Genomic DNA, 22,423 nt, shown 5'->3' with positions numbered 1-22,423 from the left:
TGTACGAACGCCTGAGAACTCATCATCAATACGGTGTGAGAAAGGGAACAACTCTTGCAGAACACTTGGATTCAGCATGTCAGTTTATGTTGACAGTCAGTCAGATAGCTGGAGTCCCAGAAGACAAACGACCTGTTTTGTTAGCTGCTACTGCGGTTCACGATCTAAATAAATTAGATCCATTAGAACGCAACGTAAAAACCTTAGCCAGAGATAAAGAGTTTTTACGACAACAGTTTGAACTTGCAGGTGTACTGAGTTTTTTGAGTGGTGAAGAAGATTTTGAGTTAGCCAGACGGCTTATTGAACGTCATTCCGGACATAACGTCACCGATGGTGCAAGATTTTTACCGGAAGATCCGGCTATTGAACGCTGGGCGGCGATGATCACAGCAGCAGATTTATTTGATTTAGGAATTCCTGATACAGAGCGTTTTCGCAAAGTTGAAACCAAACTAACAGTTGCATTCAACCGACCCAGCAATCTTTTTAGAGTGCGGCTATCCGAAGATAAAGGTTATATCACTGCACTTTTACTAGGAGGTTGTGAGGAGGTTTTAAAAAAATATAAATTGACCCCTTTAGCCATTTTTCCTGATGGCGAACTTTTTGAGGGACAGGCAATACCAAAGGTAGATTTAACAACAGAGATAGCTGCTGTTTGGCAAAGGAAGATTGACGAGGTTTTTGGAAACAATGTTGAGCGACTTGTCAGAGCTACAAAAGATGGAATCAAAATAAACCATCAAGCAATTCAACAAAATATAGAAGAGGTGTTGGTAAATGTAGAAGCACTTTTAGAAAAGAAAAAAGCAGGTTATAAATCAGATAAAGTTGCAAAAGATATATCAAAATGGGGTGATGCTGCTGGTACTGATGCTGTAAAAAATGCAGATGCTTTGGGATTGACGCCCGTGAGTAACGCAGAAGAGTTTTCAATCGCTGAAGGATTAAAAGCTGCATATCTCAGCTATAGAGAAGTAGGATTAAATCCGAAAAATGTTTGGGATAAAATCGCTGCTCAAGTAGGGATTTCTGAACAGCAACGTACAGTCTTAGAAGTATTTAATGGACAATACGGAAGACCTTTATTTGCAGCAAAGGCGGCAGTGAAAGGTATAGAAGGGATTAGAGAGGCGCTTAGAGAATCTTTCCAACTTAGAAAGGAAACCACAGAAATATCACAAGCAATGGAAGCATCAGAAGAAATGATTATAGCTGCAAGCCGAATGCTTAATTTACCTATTCATAGTAGGTTAGACGGACTAAAGGAATTAAATGCTTATATAGATGCAAATCCTAAACAGAGATGCTCTCTCGGCTCTACTTCCAGCGATATTGATGATCTAATTTCTGATAATATGCCTCCTGGGACAAAAGTACAGGCTTTTTCTAACCGATTACCTGGTGGAATCAGTGCAGAACCAAAAAGGCAAGCGGATTCAATTGCAGCTTTAGCATATCAATTGATGACAGTTGGAGCAAATTTTCCTGCTGTTAAAAAACAAGATCCATTATATTTACACTTTGCATTGCCTAAAGGTTCAAGTCCAGAACTGTTAAAACTTTGGCGAGAACATTTAGAAAGACTTGCTGCAACTAATGCTGAAGGTGGTACAGTTACAGTTGATGAATTGCCATTATATAAAGAAAATTCTCTAAATTTTAAAGCTAACAAAGTTGTAGGGTTCGCTTTTCCTAAACGTCCTGACTTTATTCATACAACTGTGGTTCTTCCTATTGTTTGGGGAGACGCGAATGCTTCCTTAGCATTACTCAAATCACTACGTCTAGCTTTAGAGCTTTCCTTATCTTTAGAGTTTGGCTTTCCTTTTACTCTAAGTGGAAACCTAGAAGTAGAATTATCTACAGATATTTACGGTCGAGTAGAAGGTATTCCTGCTGCATTACAAACTTTATTAGGAAATGGTCAATATAATCGTCAAGATGCAGAAAAAATTCTTGAGCGCTTGCGCTGTATAGGGCAACTTGCAACATCTGTAGCGAGCATTCAAAAAGCAGATGATTGCTTATATGATTTGGCACGTGCTTGTGTAAGACCAATTCAGCTTTATTACGTCCTCTTACGTTGGACTTTGCGAGAACAAGATGATGCGAATTTAAGTGTAATTTGGAGTCGAATTTGTCAACCATTAAACACTTTACTGGAGAACCTTATGCCTGATGAAAATTCACTCTTAACTCAATTTCTTAAAGAGGCGGCTCAAGTGGCTGCTGAAGGGAAAATTTGGGGAAGTTCCTTTAAGAGAACAGCACAAGCTGAACCGTTTACAGCTTTTATCGCCGCCATTCGCGCTCAAAAACCTCATTTAGGTTTAGACGTTATTTTTGCTGCTTTAATTCAGCAATATCATACTCGCTTAGACCGGATACGCGAACACGGTGTTGGTCAAACAAAGTATGAGCAAATTAAGCGTTATTACGAAGTTTTACGAAAACTTTATGATGAAGTTTATCAAGCTCGTCCTGAAAGGTTTTTAGCTGATCAAAAGACACTGGAAGCTGCTTATTTATTTTTTCTTGAAGAAGCGCGTCATCAAATGAAAAGCAAAACTGAAAATGATTCTGCTGAAGTTAGTACATCTGTATAATTAGGAGGTTATCATGTCAATTCAAAAACTCTCTCCAGTTCTCGCTCAAACCTATGAGAATTCTCCTAAAGGACGATTTATTACCTTAGTTGTTCTCAGAAAAACTCAATCTGAAACTATTTTTCGTACAGAAGGTTCTGGTGAACCGATGTGCAGCGAATTTGTACAAGCAGGTATCAACGATGAAACTATTATCCAACGCTTAGTCATGACTAAGCGCAAACAAATAGCTCCCGAAAGACGTTACGGACGAGAATTTTTAAGAGCGCATGAGCTTTTATACACAAGTAAAGATGGTTCTCTTTGCTCTTTGAACACAAATTCTCCTTGTGAAATGTGTACAGACTGTTTTCTCTACGGTTTTGCTGCTGGGGGTGGTGGTGCACAGAAAAGTCGAATTTGGACTGAGGATGCTTTTAGCATTTTACCCTCCACTGAAGTTTTAGGAGAAAGAACGATTAACGCTATTTACGAGAATGGCACAATGCGGGATCAAAATGGCAACGCTTCAACAGCTTTAAATACCAGCGAATATATCAAACCAGGAGTGCATTTTCTTGATGTCGTCACTCTGAAAGATATCACTGCTGATGAATTACGTTATATCATTGGCAATATTTGTTATACCAGTCGATACGGTGCTGTTTCCAGTCGTGTTGGACGCATGGAAAACGAAATATTAGGTATATTTGGCAGCATTGCTGAACTTCCCAGTTCTTTGGAATTTGTCCAAGCTGTTTATGATGCTTTGGACAAGCCTTTAGAACATCCTCTGAATACCAAACGCCTCATTGAAAAAGCTAAGCAAGTACTTTCAGATTGGAAAAATAGGCGAGGAGTTTCTGTGCATTTATCTGATGCAGAATTAACAAGTGTTATGACTGATGTAGATAATCATTGGTCAGAAGCTGAACGGGATAATTTCTTAAAGCGGTTAAGCCAATCTTACGAATCTTTCCGCCAAGTTCCAACTGAGTCTAAAAAAGGCAAAGGCAGAGGTAAAAAAGCAGTTGAAGTAGAGAGTTAGATTATGTCTACAATTCCTTTTCAGCAGGCAAAGCTTGTGGAATTATCTTGTTTAGAACCAGTCTTTTTTGCCTCAAGGGAGTTGTCTGATACCTACTACACTGAGGGGTTGATAGGAAATTATGCTCTTTCCTATGCTTTAGGATTGGTTAATTCTCCCTATCGCCTCCAAGGACAGGCTACAGGACGACCAACTTACAAAGAAGATTTTGAAGCGATAGCGCAATCTTTTTATATATTACCAGCCTCCCCTACTAATGGTTTAGTTACTTTCCGGTTTGAACGTTTCAATGCTCTTTCCGATGCTTACTGGTATACGATGACGAATAATCGTGTCGCCACTGCACGAGAAGATTTACCATTGCAACGTCAAGGGAAAAAACCCAATTCCTTTAGACCAAGTAATTTTCCGCAAACTGGACGCTTAAGAATGATTGAACGCGGAAATAAATTTCAAACGGTAGTCTTTGGCGATCGCGAATTACCTGAATATATTCGTCTTGGTAAGTTTGCCAGCAAAGTTAAAGTCAATGTTCTAAAACAGTTTGAAATCAAATTCCTACCAAATGGAGAGTATAAAACTAAGGCTTACCTGAACGTTGCTGATTTACCACCACAGATTGAAATATTATCTTTTGATTTAATTTCTATGCCTCCAGCACCAATACTTAAAAATCTACATTTCAGAGGTGCTGCCTGGCAAGTAGGAGAAGTTATTGTGCCAGAAGGGTTAAAATATTGCTGTGGAGATAGAACTAATGGCTAATGGAAGATTAGTAACTAAACTTGAACCTCGTAGCATTTTTGCTTGTAAATCGCCACCTGAGAAAATTTCATTCATTACTCATGCACTTCAACATCAAGTTGATGTTTTTGAAAAATCTCGTGATGCTGATATTATACTCAATTTAACACCAACAGGTACAGGAAAAACAAAAGCAGGACTTACAGTTTTATTACATCAACATACAAAAAGTGCTGTCTATATCGCTCCCACGAATGCTTTGGTAGAACAGCAAAGAGAAGCTGCACAAAAATTTGTAAAAGAGGCTGGTTTACCTCATGTAGTTAAATCAGCCTCAGCAAGAGAAATTAAAACTTGGGCTGATGATAAAGTCGGGAGAAGACCAGGAGAAAAACTATATAACGTTTTGCTAAACCCTGCAACTATTTTTCCAGAAGTAGGTGGAAATCGACCAATTTTATTGGTAACTAACCCCGATATTTTTTACTACGCTACTTTCTTTGCTTACAACAAGCTCGATAAGGGTAATATTGCCAGCACTTTTTACACCAAGTTTGCTACAGTCATCTTTGATGAATTTCATCTCTACGATGCTAAACAATTAGTAGGGTTGCTATTTTATCTCGCCTATTCTCATATTTTTGGCTTTTTTAAGGATGGAAGGCGGGTTGTCCTGCTGACAGCTACACCAGAAAGAGCTTGTGAATCAGCACTGGAAAGTTTAAAGAACCAAGAACATGGTGTCAGAATAGTTAGAATCAATGGGGAAACTGGTAACGGTAAACTTTTACCATCACAAACAGCAGTCAATTTAGAATTAAGACCTCAACCTGATAGTAAGGAAGAGTGGTTAGCAGAGTTAGCATCTGAAGTCATTCAACGTTTTCAAGAAAGACCACAGGAAAACGGTGCGGTAATTCTCGACTCGCTGGATAGTATTAATCGCCTCAAAAATTTATTAGATAAGCAAGGACTGACTGATCATATCGGACGTATCACTGGTCCTGCACCCTTAAAAGATAGACAACGGGCAATGCAGTGTCAAATTATTTTGGCAACTAGCACCGTAGATGTAGGATTTAACTTTGAAAGAAATCCTGAACCTACGCGACAAAATCTAGATTGGCTAATTTTTTCAGCACACAATCGCGCTGCATTTTGGCAAAGAATTGGTAGAGTCGGTCGTGTTTTAGGTAAACCAGAGACTAATATTGATTCAGAAGCCATAGCTTATTTACCCGCTATAGCCTGGGAACAGGGTTTAGCCTCGCTTGATACATCTCGAGGACGTACTGCACTTGAGCAAACACTTGACAAGATTCCTTGTCTAGATAAGCCTTTTTTATTAGCTTATTGGCGTTCAGAAGCATTTTTAGAAATTGCTCGCCCACTGTTAGAACTTGAAGAAGTATTTCAAAATCTACCAGGTTCCGAATTAATACCACAGCTTTTTGAAACACTGAAATCTATTTTAGGTGGAAATCGCACTTGGGATGACTGTCGCTTCAGAATGAAAGTTTTACGTGGTGCTGAAAATATCAGTAAAGCCTCGCTTAAAGACGTAAAAAATAAATGGAAATTTCTTCCTGGTGGTCAAGCTTTTGTAAAAACTTTTATCAAAGCTAAATACCCTGAAGATTGGGAAGATTTACAAAATGGAATTACTACGTTACAAGATTACGAACCTTTGTTTAAGAAAGATGATGAAGCAGCCAAGGATTTACAGGAATTTGCTGAAATTTTTAGTGTCAGCTATGCGCCATTATTTAACTTCAGAGGCAGTTTATTTGAAAGTCTCCCAATTCGTGATCCTCATGGTTATCTCTTAGATGAGTCAGAAGAAACACGTCTAGATCCTGTTCATCTTTTACGTTACTACGAATTTGTTCAAAATGGTGAATTTATAGAAGTGACTAGTCGTTCTAAGGAAAATTATGAATTGATTTTTCACTTGAGTTATCCTGATACTTGGCAAGAATTTGTCAACACACAACTTAATAAATTGACCGCCTTTAAAAATTGTCGTATTGAACGCCAATTGGGAGGAGCAATACAACCGACACCTCTAATTAAAGAACTGGAAAAGTATTTAATACCAGGAGTCATTATATCCGAAAAAGAAAACCAGTACATTATCTTTCAAATGCGTAGAGAAGGAATTGTTTCCTACCCAATTATCATTCGATGTAGCAATGCTCAAAAAGAATATAGATTTTTACCAGGGATTGCAGGAATATTAACAATGGCGATGAAAGGAAAACAATTACGTCTTCCAGACGATGAACCTTTTATTGTTTAATCAACCTTATGCTTGGTGAAGCGGTGCGTTACGGACTACCGTCCTAACGCAACCTACAGTTAAAATTGTTACCACAGATATCTGCACTTATGTGCGGTTCAAAATTTCATATCAAAATTATGCCCCATAGCCTCATACTCAACATCATCCCCCAATCCCCAATTTATCCTGATTTTCTCACAGGTAGGCATTATCACGCCCTTTTTCTCACCCTCGTCAGTTCTGTAGATCCAGAATTGGGCGATCGCCTACACTCATCGAATGCAGACAAAGCTTTTACCCTCTCTCCTTTACAAGTACCAGGAAATTACCGTTATCAACACAAAAATCATCACACATTACAATTTTGCCATCAACGCCCAATTCCCGCCGGTACATCCTGTTGGTGGCGTATCTCCCTTTTAGATGATACCCTGTTTGGCAAACTCACTCATCTGTGGCTCAATCTTAATCCCGAACAGCCTTGGCATTTGGGTTCTGCTAATTTGTTTATTACTAGAGTTCTCGGTACAGCGCAATCAACACAACCTTGGGCGAATGTTTGTAGTTATCCACAATTGTACGAGCAAGCAAGCGATCGCGATCGCCTAATCACCTTAAGTTTTGCCACACCCGTAGCCTTTCGCCAAGGGGGATACGATAACCTTTTACCAACTAGAGAATCTGTCTTTAACAGTCTTCTGAGTCGCTGGAACAAATACAGTGGAATCGAATTTACCACCATCCCCATCGAGTTCCTGTATCCGAGTTTTTTCAAAATGCATACCGAAGTTATTAGCAACTACGACAACAAATTTATTGGTTGCATTGGCGAAATTAGCTATCGAATTCTTGGAGACGTTGAACCAAACGCAATTAAGCAAATAAACGCCCTTGCTAACTTTGCTTTATATGCAGGAGTTGGACGTAAAACAACGATGGGAATGGGAATGACACGCCGTTTATCAACTAACGGAGACAGTGGGAGACACGATTAATGAATGAGACAGAATATATTCCAATTGCTGCATTAAACCAATATGCTTATTGTCCTCATCGCTGCTGGCGGATGTTTTGTGCGGCTGAATTTGTCGATAACCAATACACAATTGAAGGAACAAGTTTACACGAACGTGTTCACACCCTAGGACAAACACATCGAGATGAAACCTTAGAAATTCGAGCCATTTGGTTAAAATCAGAAAAATATCAACTCGTCGGTAAAGCCGACTTAATAGAATCCCGAAACGGGGAATTGTATCCAGTCGAATATAAGCGCGGAAAGAAAGGCGAATGGGATAACGACGAGTTGCAAGTGTGCGCGCAAGCTCTGTGTTTAGAAGAAATGACAGGAAAACCTATCACCGAGGGCTATATCTACTACGCCCACTCCCACCAACGCCAGTTAGTAGAAATTAACGAAGAACTCCGTCAAAGCGCGATCGCGACTATTAAAGCCGTTCAAATCCTACTATCCACAGGCGTAATGCCAAAACCTGTTAAAACAAATCGCTGTAATGGATGCAGCTTAAAAATTCAATGTTTACCCAGCACCGCTGACAAAGTAAAACGTTATCAAGAAGCTTAGTTCGTAGTTGCGCTACCCTTGCGGGAAGCCACTTCGTGTCTATAGTGCATTCAAGTCCAACTACCAACCAACGATGATTTATTTACGACTTACATATCAATAGAAATCCCACTTATTGAGTAAGAATAAATACAATTTCAGCGGATAATTTTTTCACGCATAGAGCATTCGCGTGCATTGTCTGGGTGAACGCCGTTCACCTCCACATCATTAAATCTGGCAATCTCTATTCATTCTGACTCCTGAATTCTGACTCCTGACTCCTTCTTTAATTACCAACAACCTATGGGTACAGCTTATATCACTCAAGAAGATGCTTTTATTGGCAAAGTAGACGAACGTCTTTGCGTCAAATTCGATAAAAAAACAATATTAGACATACCATTACTAAAAGTAGATGGTATCGTCGTCATAGGACGAGCTACAGTTTCACCTGCTACAATTTCTGAACTTCTTGATCGCCACATTCCACTAACATTTTTAACAGAAACCGGTCGTTACTTAGGACGTTTAGAACCAGAAGTGTCCAAAAATATTTTCGTTCGCAAAGCACAATGGCAAGCTGCTGGCGAATCACCCCAAGCTATCCACCTTGTACAAAGCTTTGTACGAGGAAAACTAAAGAACTACCGCAATGTTCTTCAACGTAGGCAAAGAGAATTTACAGACTTAGACTTATCAGAACATATCACTCGCATCGAAAGAGCGATCGCCCCAATAGATACAACTCACAACATCAACTCGCTTCGTGGTTTAGAAGGTGCAGGTAGCGCAGCTTATTTCGGCTGCTTCAATCAACTGATTCGCAATCCAGAATTTCAATTTACTAGCCGAGTCCGTCGTCCACCTACCGATCCAGTAAATTCCTTACTCAGCTTTGGCTATTCCTTGCTGTGTCATGATGTGCAAAGTGCAGTCAACATCGTCGGTTTTGACCCATATTTAGGATACCTTCACTGCGAACGTTACGGTAGACCATCGCTAGCACTAGATTTGATGGAAGAGTTTCGCCCTTTAGTAGCCGATGCAGTAGTGCTAACTACCTTGAATAAGCGGCTTTTAACTCCTAAAGATTTTGTGACTGAATCATTAAGCAGTGCTGTTTCTCTCACACCTGAAGGACGAAAAACATTCTTGCAGTTATATACCCAGAAAAAACAATCCGAATTTAAACATCCTGTCTTTGGACGCAAATGCACTTACCAAGAAGCGTTTGAACTCCAAGCTAGACTACTAGCAAAGTATTTAATGGGCGAAATCGAGAAATATCCGCCTTTGGTTTGGAAGTAGGGGTTTATGAATGTTGTTGTATCCTACGATATTCCTGAAGATAAACGGCGCACGAAAATCCATAAAATCCTCAAATCCTATGGTCAGTGGGTACAATTTAGCGTGTTTGAATGTCAACTGACTGAAACTCAATACGCGAGACTGCGATCGCGTCTGAATAAGCTGATCAAACCTGATACAGATAGCATCCGATTTTATTTTCTATGTGCTTGCTGTTTTGGTAAAGTAGAACGTATCGGTGGTGAACAACCCCGCGACGATACTATTTTCTTCGCTTAGCGTGCGGGTGGGTAGGTGTTGGAAAAGAACTCGACAAAGAAATGGCTGAAATCTTTGTGTTACACTGCTTCGAGTGCATTACTCAACTAAAAACACCCGCACCGTTTGTCTGGAGAAGGTTTCAGCCATTTCACTCTGTTGTCAATCTCACCCTCTGATGTTATGATTAATTCACCCGCACTTTTGAACCTTGAAAACCTAATATTTACTACGTTTGAGCCTCGTGCCCTTGAAATTTCACCTAATCCCTATTAGGGATTGAAACGGTGTTGGTATATTGATTGGTGTACCATCCTTATACTTGAAATTTCACCTAATCCCTATTAGGGATTGAAACTAACACGTCTTACTTTATCAACTTTGACAACTTCCTTGAAATTTCACCTAATCCCTATTAGGGATTGAAACCCATCCGAATGTAGGTGGTGACAAACATAAATAACCTTGAAATTTCACCTAATCCCTATTAGGGATTGAAACTAAGCAGCCCTTCTTTTTTCTTACTGTCTATATTGCTTGAAATTTCACCTAATCCCTATTAGGGATTGAAACCAACAACAGCATCAGGAAGTATACCAGTAACACTACTTGAAATTTCACCTAATCCCTATTAGGGATTGAAACCCAAACTATCGCGGGTACAGCAGGATCTATTGGAGCTTGAAATTTCACCTAATCCCTATTAGGGATTGAAACTTCTTAGAATCTTCTAAAAATACAGATCTAATAACTTGAAATTTCACCTAATCCCTATTAGGGATTGAAACGTTGCAGCAATGGCAGGAATGAGTGCTGTAGCAGCCTTGAAATTTCACCTAATCCCTATTAGGGATTGAAACTTCCATTATTTAGCAACTTCAGATTTTATAAATTTCTTGAAATTTCACCTAATCCCTATTAGGGATTGAAACTTTAATTTTTGATTCTCTTTGCGAAGGGCTGACACTTGAAATTTCACCTAATCCCTATTAGGGATTGAAACTTTTATGATCTGTGATTCCAGATCGGAAACCATATCATCCTTGAAATTTCACCTAATCCCTATTAGGGATTGAAACGCTGTCTCATAAACTAATGCTGATGTATGAGATTTTAACTTGAAATTTCACCTAATCCCTATTAGGGATTGAAACTAGATATTTCTGTTTTGGGGGAGAGGTCTTCAGACTTGAAATTTCACCTAATCCCTATTAGGGATTGAAACCAGAAAATCGTCTGGGTCTGCACCTTGATTAATTCTTGAAATTTCACCTAATCCCTATTAGGGATTGAAACAGAATATGTGTCTGGAAACTACCCCGAAACTATTACTTGAAATTTCACCTAATCCCTATTAGGGATTGAAACATATCTTCCTTGGGTGCGATCGCCTGTTCCTGTGCTTGAAATTTCACCTAATCCCTATTAGGGATTGAAACGGTAGAAGAGCATGTATAGTAATTATTGCCTGACCTTGAAATTTCACCTAATCCCTATTAGGGATTGAAACGTTAAATTTCTGCTTTGAGAATTCTCTCTAAACGCGCACTTTCATCTTTTGCCTCTTCAAGTAAAGCATTCCAATCGTCGGGAGGATGACCGCTCTCAAGCATTTTCTTAAAAACTCGATAAGCATCTGTGCTACTTTCATAGGCTCGCTTAGAACTTTCATCATTAACCCAAGCGTAAACAATGATTTTGCTGTCTTGATGATATCGAAAAAACAGTCGGTACTGCTGAAAAAATGTAGCTCTAAACCAGTGCTTATAATCGTCACCGAGCGTAGTGCCTTGGCGATAATCACTACGCGTTGGGTCTTGAGGAATAATATCAAATGCTAGTTTTACTATGGCAGCTAGACGCTTTGTGGCGTTTTTTTTCTTGTAGTCTTTGGGATACTTCTGACGCGAATACTCAACCTGTGCCAGAAGTTCATCGAGCTGGTTGAGAAAGAGAGGATGAGCAAATATATTCCAATCATTAATTACTAGCTGCTGATTCACAGGTAAATTTATTCATCCTCATCGCATAGTGGTGCATCAAGATCAACATCAACTTCAGCAACCAAGGACTGAATATGGCTAACTAAATCGGGGTTAAGCGCCTGTAAGTGGTGAGGATTTTTTTCCATATCTCGTGCGAGAAAATTCAAAAATTGCTCAAGTATAGGATCGTTATCCGTTTCGTCAGCACGAGAAATTACTACCTTACCGTCAGACTGGATTGTGTAGCGGATTTTATCACGCTTATTCAAGCCAAGAACTTTGCGAACGCAATCGGGGACTGTAGTCTGATAACGATCAGTAAGAGTAGATTCTACGCATGAGGTTAGTTTCATCATCGCAACCTCTAAACATGTGCTTAAACTCTTTCTAAATGTAATGCAAATGCATTGTCTTGTCAAGAGGGCAAATCGGAATCATCGTGCGGGAAGAGATTTACTGGGAGCGGAAGTTCGCCGATGAATACCTCAGCTACAAAGCACAAGTGCGCCGCTGCCTTTGACACTCTCCGCTCGCGCATAGACAGAGATTCTTAAGACCTAAAGCGTCTTAATATCCTGTTTTCACAGGTACGCGCGGCTCAATACGTTTGCCTTTAAGGCGTACTGATAAGCCAGTGCGTTGGACGGGTTTCCCGGCTTGAAGCACCTGGCGTGTCTCCTTACAGTGTTTTGGGCGTGGACTTTCCCCGAGTCCGGGGGTAGGTTTTATTTAAATGTCTTGTACTTACATGTTTAAATCTTAACACAAATCCGTCCTAAAAGGACGGGGTTTTAAACCCGAGTTTTTTGATAAAACGACAGTCAACAAAAAACAAATTATTCCCCGTGTTCCCTATTCCCTAAAAATTGTGAAGATAGACAACAATGAGCATAAAATATTAAAATAATGCTGATTCTTTCTTAAATCTGAGACCAGACCATTTTCTTGACTTACTGTGCGGGTAGGTAGGTGTTGGAAAAGGACTCGACAAAGAAATGGCTGAAATCTTTGTGGTACGCTGCTTCGAGTGCATTACTCACCTAAAACCACCCGCACCCTTTGTCTGGAGTAGGTTTCAGCCAAATTTCCCTCTTGTCAATCTCACTCTCTGATGTTATGATTACTTCATCCGCACTTTTGAACCTTGAAAACCTAATATTTACTACGTTTGAGTATCGCGCCCCTTGAAATTTCATCTAATCCCTATTAGGGATTGAAACACGAACAGTAAGTGTAAGGAACAGCCAACGATAAGCCCTTGAAATTTCATCTAATCCCTATTAGGGATTGAAACCTTTGTAACCCTGACTCATCCTTATTTCCTTTAACCCTTGAAATTTCATCTAATCCCTATTAGGGATTGAAACAATTTCTGAGCGCGGTCTACAATTTCATCCAAAGCTTGAAATTTCATCTAATCCCTATTAGGGATTGAAACATTTCCCTCCCATCCGTAAGATTGAGAGGAAGCCCCTTGAAATTTCATCTAATCCCTATTAGGGATTGAAACCGATAAAAAGTGATTGTAATCCCAGCGCTAAACCCTTGAAATTTCATCTAATCCCTATTAGGGATTGAAACTAGATGGTGCTAAGGGTAGATTAACTAATCATACCTTGAAATTTCATCTAATCCCTATTAGGGATTGAAACTAAATTGTACTCATCAAATGAAGGAACATTAAAACCTTGAAATTTCATCTAATCCCTATTAGGGATTGAAACCTTATCAGCCAAATCAACTATCCATTGATATAAGCTTGAAATTTCATCTAATCCCTATTAGGGATTGAAACAAGATCCGCATAAACTCTCTTAAGATCTAGAGTACTTGAAATTTCATCTAATCCCTATTAGGGATTGAAACGCCATCATACCTTTTCTCTCTGCGCCAAAGTATAACTTGAAATTTCATCTAATCCCTATTAGGGATTGAAACAGTTGATTTGTTGGACTCGAAGTTAATGAATTGACTCTTGAAATTTCATCTAATCCCTATTAGGGATTGAAACTCTGATTCCAAGTTGAATGATAAGACTCAAAAGGAAACCTTGAAATTTCATCTAATCCCTATTAGGGATTGAAACCGTTCAATCGAACGAGCATAGCACCGAGAGAGGCAAATAACGCATAATTTGACACTCTCCTACACCATAAACAGAATCAGAACAACAATTGCCAAAAACTAATACACTTCATATAACAGAAGCGTTAGAGTAATGTCCACTCAAGGGACGAGGTAGTCATAGCATCCACTCTAAAACAAGTCCGAAGCGATTATCCTTACCCTTTTTAGCATTTTGATGTTGAATATCTGTTGCTAACCTAAGATGGTGAGTAAGAGCATATCCCACCGCAAGTGTTGTTAAACCAACTTCTTCATCGCTACCAGGAGAAACCCAACTTTGAGTTAAAGAAATATCTGCTGCACCACCGCGAGACAAAACCAACAGCAGCCTCGCGCCTAAATTTACCCCATCTGTTGAGTAGCGGTTTGTTTGTAGATGTTGGTAACCAAGGACAGGTGCGATATTAATATAGCTACCTAAAGGACGCAAATAGTAACGTAAGTCAGCACCATAAGTTTCACGCTTACCATTAAAAGACGCCTGATACTGACCACTCACTGTCAAAGGACTGTGATTAATAAATACATCTTCAACCCCAATACCTACACCGCTTGCGTCATCAGTTGAAGGAAACTGAGAATAGCCAAATCGTACAAGAGTGCGAAAACTGGGTTCGTTGTGGATATCTTCCAAAACATTCGGCACTTTAACGCGCCAACGTTGCAAAACGGGACTACCTTTAATAATTTCTGGTTTTAAATCTAACTCCTTTCCACTTTCAGGCGGAGACTCACACCAAGCAGGCGTAGCAGTCAAAAGCAAACTAATACCTAACCCAAATTTCAAAAGTAGTAACTCGCCTCTCATTCTTTAGAGTCCTTGGTGTGATGTTTCATAAAAAAAGTGGCTCTGTACTTACCAGAACCACTTATCATTTGTAACAAAACTTTGATCAACTAGCGCACGCTACCTTGAATAGCCATAGCGTCGATTGGTTTAAGTAGGTATAATTGCAGGAACTTCCAGCCATTGGAAACATAATAAGGTAGCTTCTGGAAGAATTGTAGGAATTTAGGAGTGTTGGAGTTAGCGATCGCTGTCAATTTTTCGTTATTTTGGATACAAGCTTCCAACCACTCATAAAACTTGGGATTGTTTACATCCAACATTACTGGGAAGACTCGCCCTGCTGTTTCGTTAGTCTTCTCAATAACATACTTGTCGTATTCTCTTGCATCCAGTCCAATTGAAGCATAAAAATCTTTACGCTGGATGTCATTAAGATACATTGTGACAAATACTGACAGCAGGAAGAAACGACACCACAGACGTGCTTTCCAATCATTCAGCATCTGGGGTTGAGCTCTCATAATAGCATCAAAGAAATCCCCGTGACGGTTTTCATCCTGACACCAGTTCTCAAAAAACCGGAAAATAGGATAAATTCTGTCTTCTGGATGAGCTTCTAAGTGGCGATAAATTGTAATGTATCGCCAGTAACCGATTTTTTCAGAAAGATAAGTCGCGTAGAAGATAAATTTCGGCTGAAAGTAAGTGTAGCTACGGCTTTTGGTTAAAAACCCTAAATCTAGCGACAGTTTAAAATCTGACATTGCTTTGTTCAAGAAGCCAGCGTGACGTGCTTCATCACGAGACATTAAATTGAAGCACTCGGCTAATACAGGGCTTTTATCCTTTAAGCGGCGACCAAGTTCTTTATATAGCAAAAATCCTGAAAACTCTGCCGTACAGGAACGTTCTAGAAATTCGACGAACAATCGACGAGTCTCCCCGTCAATATGATCCCAGGATTGTTCAAACTCCTCATCCCGTACAAAATGATGACGGTTATAGTCAGCACGAAACTCTTCCAGAATGGCTTTCAACTCGTCTTCATTGGCGGCGATGTCCATCTGCGCCATCTGATCAAAGTCGGTAGTGTAGAACCGAGGTGTTAGCAGCGTTTCCTTCGCTGGGACTTTAATCCCTGGACGGATTTCTTCAAAGCTAGGTTTTTTTAGGGAATCTACCATTTTTTGATTGCCATTAGTGTCTTTTTATCTGGAGTGCCTGAGAAAGTTAAAAGTTACGCTTTCATCAGGTGCAACTAAATTGTAGAAGCGAAGCTAGGAGACAAGTATCTAGCATAGCTATTTTATTGTATGAAAATCAGTCTACCAAGGTGTAGGGAGAGTAAAAGTACGTATAACGTTAAGAGTTGTAACAATTGTTGAAGAAAGGGCATGGGGCATAGGGCATAGGGCATGGGAGAAAGGATATATGGGCACGGGGCATGGCGCATGGCGCATGGGAGAAAGGATATATGGGCACGGGGCATGGCGCATGGCGCATGGGAGAAAGTATGTATGGGTAAATCTTTTTTCGGAAAGGGCGTCAATAACTGCTTTGATAAGTCTTTTTCGTACTACCAATACCCTATGCCCCATGCCCCATGCCCTATGCCCCATGCCCCATGCCTCATGCCTCATGCCCCATGCCCCATGCCCCATGCCCTATGCCCCATGCCCATTTGTTAAACTATCTTAGTATTAATGACTATTTTATTTTTATTTTTACCACGGCGGGTGAAGGGTTAAGCCACCTAGCCATGAAACGAAACAAAAGACAGTGGGAAACCTGTCTTAAGGAAACAAGAGGGAATCCAAGGGTTTGAAACAAATGAATGCTGAACAAAAGAAGAATAAAGACCGTATTGCGGTCTCCTACATCTTAAATGCAGTCGGGTTTATCGGTTTCGTTGGGGGGCTCCACCGTTTGTACAATGGCAAAATAGGGACGGGTTTGCTGTGGCTGTGTACTGGCGGGTTGCTGGGAGTGGGACAGTTTATTGATCTGTTCCTCATACCCAGTATGGTTGATGAACACGAAATGAGACTTCGGTTAAAAGCAGGCTTGTCACCTATGGGTGTGCCTTTGACTGAATCAACATACACCTCCCAAGTATACAAGCCATCAACTCAAAACAAACTAATAGCTAAATTAATTGAAGCAGCAGAAGCAAGGGGTGGTGCACTGACTGTAACTCAAGGTGTTAAGGCAACAGGAGCAAGCTTTAGTGAAGTCGAAGCTGTGTTCAAGGAAATGTTGAAAGCCGGTTATGTGAGAATAGATAACGACCCCACAACTGGAGCCGTTACCTACCACTTTCATGAGCTTTAGTCAAGAGGTGGCGGTTAGTGGTTAGCTACCCCCTAACCACTAACCCCTAATTAATTCGTCCCTAGCCACTTTTGACCATTCAAGCGCTGTAAAAGTCCATATACCATGAGATCTAGAGTAATTTTGCGCTCGTCAATTAAGAATGACTCAAGAGTACTGGGTTTTTTGCCCTCATAGCAAGAAAATGCTTTCTTACCTTGAATATCTTCTTCGAGAAAATATAGGTTAAACTGACGTAGACCATTTTGCAATTTACCCAAAACTTGCCAGCATTCCTCGGCTGTTTCAAATCCAGTAATTGAAACCTTCTGTTTTGCAAAAGACAACTGTACATCTTTCACACCAACTTTGGCGATCGCATTTTGCAAAGCTGGTAAGTAGTCTTGCTGCATAAACTCTACAAACGGCTTATCTTCAACTGCTGGAGCTTTCTCTTTTTTCGCTGCTTTAGCTGCTGCGGGTGTTTCTGCGTCTGCCTCTGCGGGTTTAGCTTTCGCCGCTTTGGCTGCTGCGGGTTTTTGTTCCTTAGCTTTTGGATCTGGTGCGTTTGCTGTAGGAATTGCGGTTGGTTCCGGTGAATCTGAGCTGGGAGCTACCTCTCCCGCTTGATTTTGATTGGGTTGTTCTGCCATTGCTATAAGTCAATCCTTTTTTTAGCGTTAGGAGCGATCGCTATAAGTCATTTTTATTTTGACATAGCGGAGCCCGTTTCCGAAAAGGGCTTAACCAAAACGTGGTAATTCCCGCTCGTTGCCTGTGCAAGGTTATAACGATTGCTTGTTGAGAATTGATCTATACTTCAAAACCCTTATCATTTCTAGAACACCGATTCAGTAATCAGAATCATAACCAAAAACCCGGTTTCTTGGCTCCGTAACAAGGAATATTTTGGTTGATTTTCTAATGGTTGAACAATACAGCAAGTTTTAGAAAATTATCTAGGTTTGACACCGGAGAGTGTACATGCTTGCCGGTGAAACTTGTTTCATCGGGACTACCTTCTTCACCTCTTAAATTCCAACAGGAGTAATAATCAACTTGCATCTTAGTCGGTGCTTGTGGATAATACATAGGGGAGGCTCTGCGCTGAAATCTCTATAAATTTAGATAACTATGACGACCGTAATCTTTGTACATGGTACAGGGGTAAGGAGACAGGAATACGAGGAAACTTTTAAGATAATTGAACAAAAAATTCACGCTAAAAGACCTGATATTACAGTCGCGCCTTGTCTTTGGGGTGATTTATTCGGCACAAAGTTAAATGGTAAAGGTGCATCAGTGCCTTTGTCTGATGTGACACTGGCTTTAAATGGAGGTGAAGAAGAAGGCGCAGATATCTTACTGTGGGGGCAATTATACTGTGATCCTTTGTATGAATTGCGCTTGCTATCGTTGAAATCGATTGAGGAAGGTAGCTCTAGTCCTTTTGGTGAGCAACCCGCAGATGTATTACACTCGCGTCTTGAGAGTTTCACGCCTACCACCGAACTGGAAACTGAATTCTACAAGGCAGGAGTTGCTGAGGTTTTTGGAGAAGCACGAGAGGTTGTTATTCACAGTCAGGCTTATGAAGAAGTTTTACCCACAGTCACCCAATCTTATTTCAATGAATATTTGGCGGTGATTGCTAGAGCAATTATCGCTCAAGCAATGCTCCTTTGTGAACAACAGGAAAGATTTCCGCCTATACTTACCGATACTCGATTGCGGGATCAAGTGGTGGAATCGCTGATTTTGGCTTTAGCAGAAGCGGAGTTAGGTTTGGGTGGTTGGTTATTAAAGCCATTTGCTCACCTGGGAACAAATTATGTCAAGCGCAGACGCAGTACTGTCACTGATAAAGTTTCGCCCATCCCTTGCGATATTCTGCTGTATCAGACGCGGGGAGAAAAAATTCGCGCTTTTATCGAAGAACAAATCGTCCAAGCACAACCGCCGGTGGTTTTACTTGCTCATAGCTTAGGCGGAGTTGCCTGTGTAGATTTACTGGTACAGCATTTGCTGGTGCAGCAACCACTGTCTGAGGTGAAATTATTAGTGACTGTTGGTTCTCAAGCACCGTTTTTATATGAGATAAACGCACTTTCGAGCTTAGAATACGGTCAACCACTGCCGGAAGATTTCCCCGAATGGTTAAATATTTATGATTTACGGGATTTTCTCAGCTATATAGGGAGTAAAATTTTCCTTAAAGTTCAGGATGTACTAGTGGATAGCAAACAACCATTCCCCCGTTCTCATGGTGCTTATTGGACAAATGCCAAAACTTGGAAGGTGATTTTTTCGAGGTTGCCATAATGTTTGACTGTTTACGCGATCGAGAAAACCCCTCTTCGAAAACTAGGTCACCATGCAGTTGATAGCTGAACCCAAAAGCACATATGGGCTGGTTGTGGGTATTGAAAAATATCATGAAACTAGTTGGAATGTACCTGGAGGAGGACAAGCCTGGGACGCGCTGAGGTTTGCTCAGTGGTTGTGTCAGTCTGGTGTACCAATGGATAATATCCGTCTGTGCTTGTCGCTGCTGGCAGAAAATCATCACTTAGTTGACCAATGTAAGTTAACAGTAGAGTCAGCCACAGGACAAAATCTCTACAATATTGTGACTAATTTTCTCTCTCGAAAGTCGGGAGATTTACTCTACATTTTTTGGGCTGGGCATGGTTTGATTTCCTCAGAACGAGAACGCAGGTTAATTTGTGCTGATGCGACTAAACAGAGTTGGCTAAATTTGGATTTGAATTCCTTGCTACTGTTATTAGGTTCAGATAGTTTTGGCATTCGCAATCACATCTGTATTATTGATGCCTGTGCTAATTATTTCTTAGAAACCCAGGGAAGACCAACCAATTTAGGTGGAACAACATTTCCTAATGGGAGACCAAGGATAGATAGCCAACAGTTTGTGTTATTGGCGACGCGGGAAGGAGAAACAGCCAAGGTAAAATCCACAGAGAAAACAGGGTATTTTTCCCAAGTGGTGAGGGAAGCTTTAGCGCAAGAGAAAGGAAGCTTTCCGCCGAATATGTTGGCAGTTACTGAACAAGTTAAGCAGCGATTTCAAACTTTAGATAAAAAACAACTGCCAACTTACTTTTATTACCGCAGTGGGGATGGACATCAAGAGAAACATCGTTACAACCCTTTTGATATCCCCCACAATATTAAACAGAGTAACGCCATTAAATTTGTTGGTAGAGATGATCAATTAGAGGAACTGCACCAACTATTACAAGAAAATGATGTAGTTGTAATTACTGATGAGACTGGTCAAGGTGGGGTTGGGAAAACTGAGTTAGCCATCCAATACTCATGGCAACATTTAGAAGATTATTCTGGTGGGTGTTGCTGGTTAAATTCCCAAGGTATTGAATTAGGAACACAGTTAGTAGAGTTTGGTGTGGTGAATTTTCCTGACTTTAATCCTCCCCAGGAATTAACCTTGACTGGTAAAGTTAGTTATTGCTGGCGGAACTGGCAAACAGGCAAAGTTTTATTGGTATTTGATGATGTAAAAGACTGGAAGCAGATTAAAGACTATCTACCAGCTAAAGGTTCTCAGTTTAAAGTGTTAATCACAACTCGTCAAAATACAGGCTTGACATATACCTCACTACCATTGGGTGGATTGTCACCAGATGCAGCTTTAGAATTATTAACAAAACTATTGGGGAACGAATATGTTCAACGAGAGACAGAAACAGCACAGAAAATTTGCGAATTAATGGATTATATACCCATTGGACTTTACCAAGTTGCAGCATATAGCCGTAAAAAGAGGAAAGGATTATGTTAACGGACATCCTTAATAGGCTACTTAATAGGCTACAGCAAAAGCAAGCAGCAAAATGTGAGTCTGGTATAGCAGCTGCCTTTGACTTAAATTGGGAGTCCTTAGAACCAGAGACTCAAAAGTTGGCTTGTCTGTTGAGTTTGTTTGATTTTACTCCTATTCCCTGGTCTTTGATAGAATTAGCAGCGAGTGCTAGTAATTTAGAATTTAATCTGAAAGCTAACTGCACTATTTTAGTTGAACGTTATTTGTTGCAAGAGTTGGCAGAAGAAACTTTCCAAATCCACGAACGCATTCAGGAATTACTGCGGCAGAAGTTAGAAGAGTTGGCAGACGCTGACGCGATCAAACGCGGCTTTTTTCAAGCGACGGCAGCCGCTGAGCGAAAGATTCCTCAAACACCCACATTGAAAGAAATTGCTCATACCACCATCTCTGAAGAAATTAAGGAAAAAATTAAGGAACTCAAATCTCCTAATATTGCTGTAATAGGCAGAACGGGAACTGGAAAAAGTACTTTAATTAACAAAGTTTTTGGAATAGAATTTGCTAAAACTGGTGCTGGACTGCCAATTACAGACACATTTTGTCGATTTCCACCTGAAGATTCTGACATAATTTATCCTGTAACTATCTATGATTCACCTGGTTATGAAGTAGCTAAGCAAATTGAATGGGTAAAGAAAGTACTTGAATTTATAGAAGAAAAACAGAACTCGCGAGAATTAGAAAAACATATTCATCTTATTTGGTACGTGATCAATGCTTCATCGGCACGGGTTGAACAATTTGAAAAAGATATTCTTGATAAAATAGCGAGTAAACATGTACCCGCGATTATAGTTCTTTCTCAATGTGATCGCGCAACACCAGAAGAAATTGAAGGTATTGAAACAGCACTTGAGCAATTTGACCTAAAAAAAGTTTACTCTGTAATCAACATATCAGCAAAACCTCTACCAAACCCCGTTAATGGTAAACCTATTTGTCCACCTTTTGGTTTACCTGAACTATTAAATAAGACAATTGAGTTACTGCCAAAAATTTACTCAGAGGCTATTATTATTGCTCAAAAAACAGACTTGAAGCTTAAAAGAAAAGAAGCATGGAAATATGTTAGAAGTGCAGCGATTCTTTGCTTTAGCGTTGGTTTTATCCCAGTTCCAGGTACAACACCAGCAACTGCGATCGCGTCCCAAACCGCTCTTTGCCTTCAAATTACATCTATCTATGGATACAAGGAACAAGGGGAATTTATTCTAACGATAAGTGATGCGACTGCGGCAAGTTTGTGTAATATCCTGGTAACATCAGTAACAGACATCATCGGTGTATTTTTTCCACCTGTTAATGCATTCTCAGGAGTAGTATCAGCAAGTTTCATAGTCGTGGTAGGCTTAACATATATATCTGTGTTTGAAAATCTCACTAAGAGTAAAATAAATGATAAAGAAGCAATAGAAGAATTTCTCAAAGAAGAATTTAAAAAACAATTTAAAAAACATGCCTATATTAATATTAATTCTCCAGAGGCATTGGAAATAATACGTAAAGAATATATAGAAGAAGATAAAGAAAATTAGTTACATAGTGA

Annotated in this window: 17 protein-coding genes and 2 CRISPR repeat arrays; of the genes, 12 read left to right on the top strand and 5 right to left on the bottom strand. The window is 40.0% G+C overall.

Translation table 11 applies throughout. From position 1 onward, the window contains the following. The 8 genes from G4P69_RS09480 to cas2 form a co-directional block, all read left to right on the top strand. The coding region (locus tag G4P69_RS09480; RefSeq protein WP_208349534.1) for a CRISPR-associated protein Csc3 at window positions 1-2,612 on the top strand (2,612 nt) is incomplete at its 5' end. A gap of 13 nt (window positions 2,613-2,625) precedes the next feature. Further along, complete coding sequence (cas7d, locus tag G4P69_RS09475; protein WP_208340156.1) at window positions 2,626-3,639, top strand: type I-D CRISPR-associated protein Cas7/Csc2; 1,014 nt, start codon at window positions 2,626-2,628, stop codon at window positions 3,637-3,639. A 3-nt stretch (window positions 3,640-3,642) separates the two neighbouring features. Continuing rightward, on the top strand, window positions 3,643-4,404 hold the full coding sequence (gene cas5d, locus G4P69_RS09470) for a type I-D CRISPR-associated protein Cas5/Csc1 (protein WP_208340155.1): 762 nt from the start codon (window positions 3,643-3,645) through the stop codon (window positions 4,402-4,404). Further along, on the top strand, window positions 4,397-6,682 hold the full coding sequence (cas3, locus tag G4P69_RS09465) for a type I-D CRISPR-associated helicase Cas3' (protein WP_208340154.1): 2,286 nt from the start codon (window positions 4,397-4,399) through the stop codon (window positions 6,680-6,682). Before cas5d ends, cas3 begins: the two co-directional genes overlap by 8 nt. 119 nt (window positions 6,683-6,801) lie before the next feature. After that, the gene (gene cas6 / locus G4P69_RS09460; RefSeq protein ID WP_208340153.1) at window positions 6,802-7,659 is read left to right on the top strand and encodes a CRISPR-associated endoribonuclease Cas6; all 858 of its coding nucleotides are present in this window, start codon (window positions 6,802-6,804) and stop codon (window positions 7,657-7,659) included. After that, a complete protein-coding gene (cas4, locus tag G4P69_RS09455) occupies window positions 7,659-8,249 on the top strand; it encodes a CRISPR-associated protein Cas4 (RefSeq protein WP_208340152.1) in 591 nt (196 codons plus the stop codon). The genes cas6 and cas4 overlap by 1 nt, the downstream gene beginning before the upstream one ends. A 285-nt stretch (window positions 8,250-8,534) precedes the next feature. Next, window positions 8,535-9,539, top strand: a complete 1,005-nt coding sequence (cas1d, locus tag G4P69_RS09450) for a type I-D CRISPR-associated endonuclease Cas1d (RefSeq protein WP_208340151.1) — start codon at window positions 8,535-8,537, stop codon at window positions 9,537-9,539. Between the two features lie 6 nt (window positions 9,540-9,545). Further along, window positions 9,546-9,818: a CRISPR-associated endonuclease Cas2 gene (gene cas2, locus G4P69_RS09445; RefSeq protein ID WP_208340150.1), complete on the top strand. Its 273-nt coding sequence runs from the start codon at window positions 9,546-9,548 to the stop codon at window positions 9,816-9,818. Window positions 9,819-10,046: 228 nt separating this feature from the next. After that, a CRISPR array of direct repeats spans window positions 10,047-11,307; the repeat unit is 37 nt; unit sequence CTTGAAATTTCACCTAATCCCTATTAGGGATTGAAAC. A gap of 1 nt (window position 11,308) precedes the next feature. On the opposite strand, the gene G4P69_RS09440 is transcribed toward cas2, so the two are convergent. The 4 genes from G4P69_RS09440 to acsF form a co-directional block, all read right to left on the bottom strand. Continuing rightward, window positions 11,309-11,800, bottom strand: a complete 492-nt coding sequence (locus tag G4P69_RS09440) for a type II toxin-antitoxin system YhaV family toxin (protein ID WP_310834010.1) — start codon at window positions 11,798-11,800, stop codon at window positions 11,309-11,311. An 8-nt stretch (window positions 11,801-11,808) separates the two neighbouring features. Beyond that, window positions 11,809-12,138, bottom strand: a complete 330-nt coding sequence (locus tag G4P69_RS09435; protein WP_208340149.1) for a type II toxin-antitoxin system PrlF family antitoxin — start codon at window positions 12,136-12,138, stop codon at window positions 11,809-11,811. 827 nt (window positions 12,139-12,965) lie between these two features. Then, window positions 12,966-13,868: a CRISPR direct-repeat array (repeat unit 37 nt; unit sequence CTTGAAATTTCATCTAATCCCTATTAGGGATTGAAAC). A gap of 156 nt (window positions 13,869-14,024) precedes the next feature. Beyond that, the gene (locus tag G4P69_RS09430) at window positions 14,025-14,717 is read right to left on the bottom strand and encodes a hypothetical protein (RefSeq protein ID WP_208340148.1); all 693 of its coding nucleotides are present in this window, start codon (window positions 14,715-14,717) and stop codon (window positions 14,025-14,027) included. Between the two features lie 89 nt (window positions 14,718-14,806). Then, complete coding sequence (gene acsF, locus G4P69_RS09425; RefSeq protein ID WP_208340147.1) at window positions 14,807-15,883, bottom strand: magnesium-protoporphyrin IX monomethyl ester (oxidative) cyclase; 1,077 nt, start codon at window positions 15,881-15,883, stop codon at window positions 14,807-14,809. A gap of 646 nt (window positions 15,884-16,529) precedes the next feature. On the opposite strand from acsF, the gene G4P69_RS09420 reads away from it, so the two are divergent. Then, window positions 16,530-17,030: a TM2 domain-containing protein gene (locus tag G4P69_RS09420; RefSeq protein WP_208340146.1), complete on the top strand. Its 501-nt coding sequence runs from the start codon at window positions 16,530-16,532 to the stop codon at window positions 17,028-17,030. Window positions 17,031-17,080: 50 nt separating this feature from the next. On the opposite strand, the gene G4P69_RS09415 is transcribed toward G4P69_RS09420, so the two are convergent. Next, window positions 17,081-17,662 (bottom strand): DUF2996 domain-containing protein, encoded by a 582-nt coding sequence (locus tag G4P69_RS09415; protein WP_208340145.1) that lies wholly within the window; start codon window positions 17,660-17,662, stop codon window positions 17,081-17,083. Window positions 17,663-18,143: 481 nt separating this feature from the next. On the opposite strand from G4P69_RS09415, the gene G4P69_RS09410 reads away from it, so the two are divergent. From G4P69_RS09410 to G4P69_RS09400, 3 genes are read left to right on the top strand one after another with little or no spacing between them, the layout of a single operon-like run. Then, on the top strand, window positions 18,144-19,331 hold the full coding sequence (locus tag G4P69_RS09410) for a hypothetical protein (protein ID WP_208349532.1): 1,188 nt from the start codon (window positions 18,144-18,146) through the stop codon (window positions 19,329-19,331). 52 nt (window positions 19,332-19,383) lie between these two features. Further along, window positions 19,384-20,832: an NB-ARC domain-containing protein gene (locus tag G4P69_RS09405; protein ID WP_208340143.1), complete on the top strand. Its 1,449-nt coding sequence runs from the start codon at window positions 19,384-19,386 to the stop codon at window positions 20,830-20,832. Further along, window positions 20,826-22,412: a GTPase family protein gene (locus G4P69_RS09400; RefSeq protein WP_208340142.1), complete on the top strand. Its 1,587-nt coding sequence runs from the start codon at window positions 20,826-20,828 to the stop codon at window positions 22,410-22,412. Before G4P69_RS09405 ends, G4P69_RS09400 begins: the two co-directional genes overlap by 7 nt. Window positions 22,413-22,423: the final 11 nt, after the last annotated feature.

Origin of the sequence: Aetokthonos hydrillicola CCALA 1050, assembly GCF_017591665.1 — a bacterium.
GTDB classification, from domain to species: Bacteria; Cyanobacteriota; Cyanobacteriia; order Cyanobacteriales; family Nostocaceae; genus Aetokthonos; species Aetokthonos hydrillicola.
The sequence above is the reverse complement of the archived record's forward strand: the minus strand, read 5'-3'. Positions and strand labels throughout refer to the sequence as shown.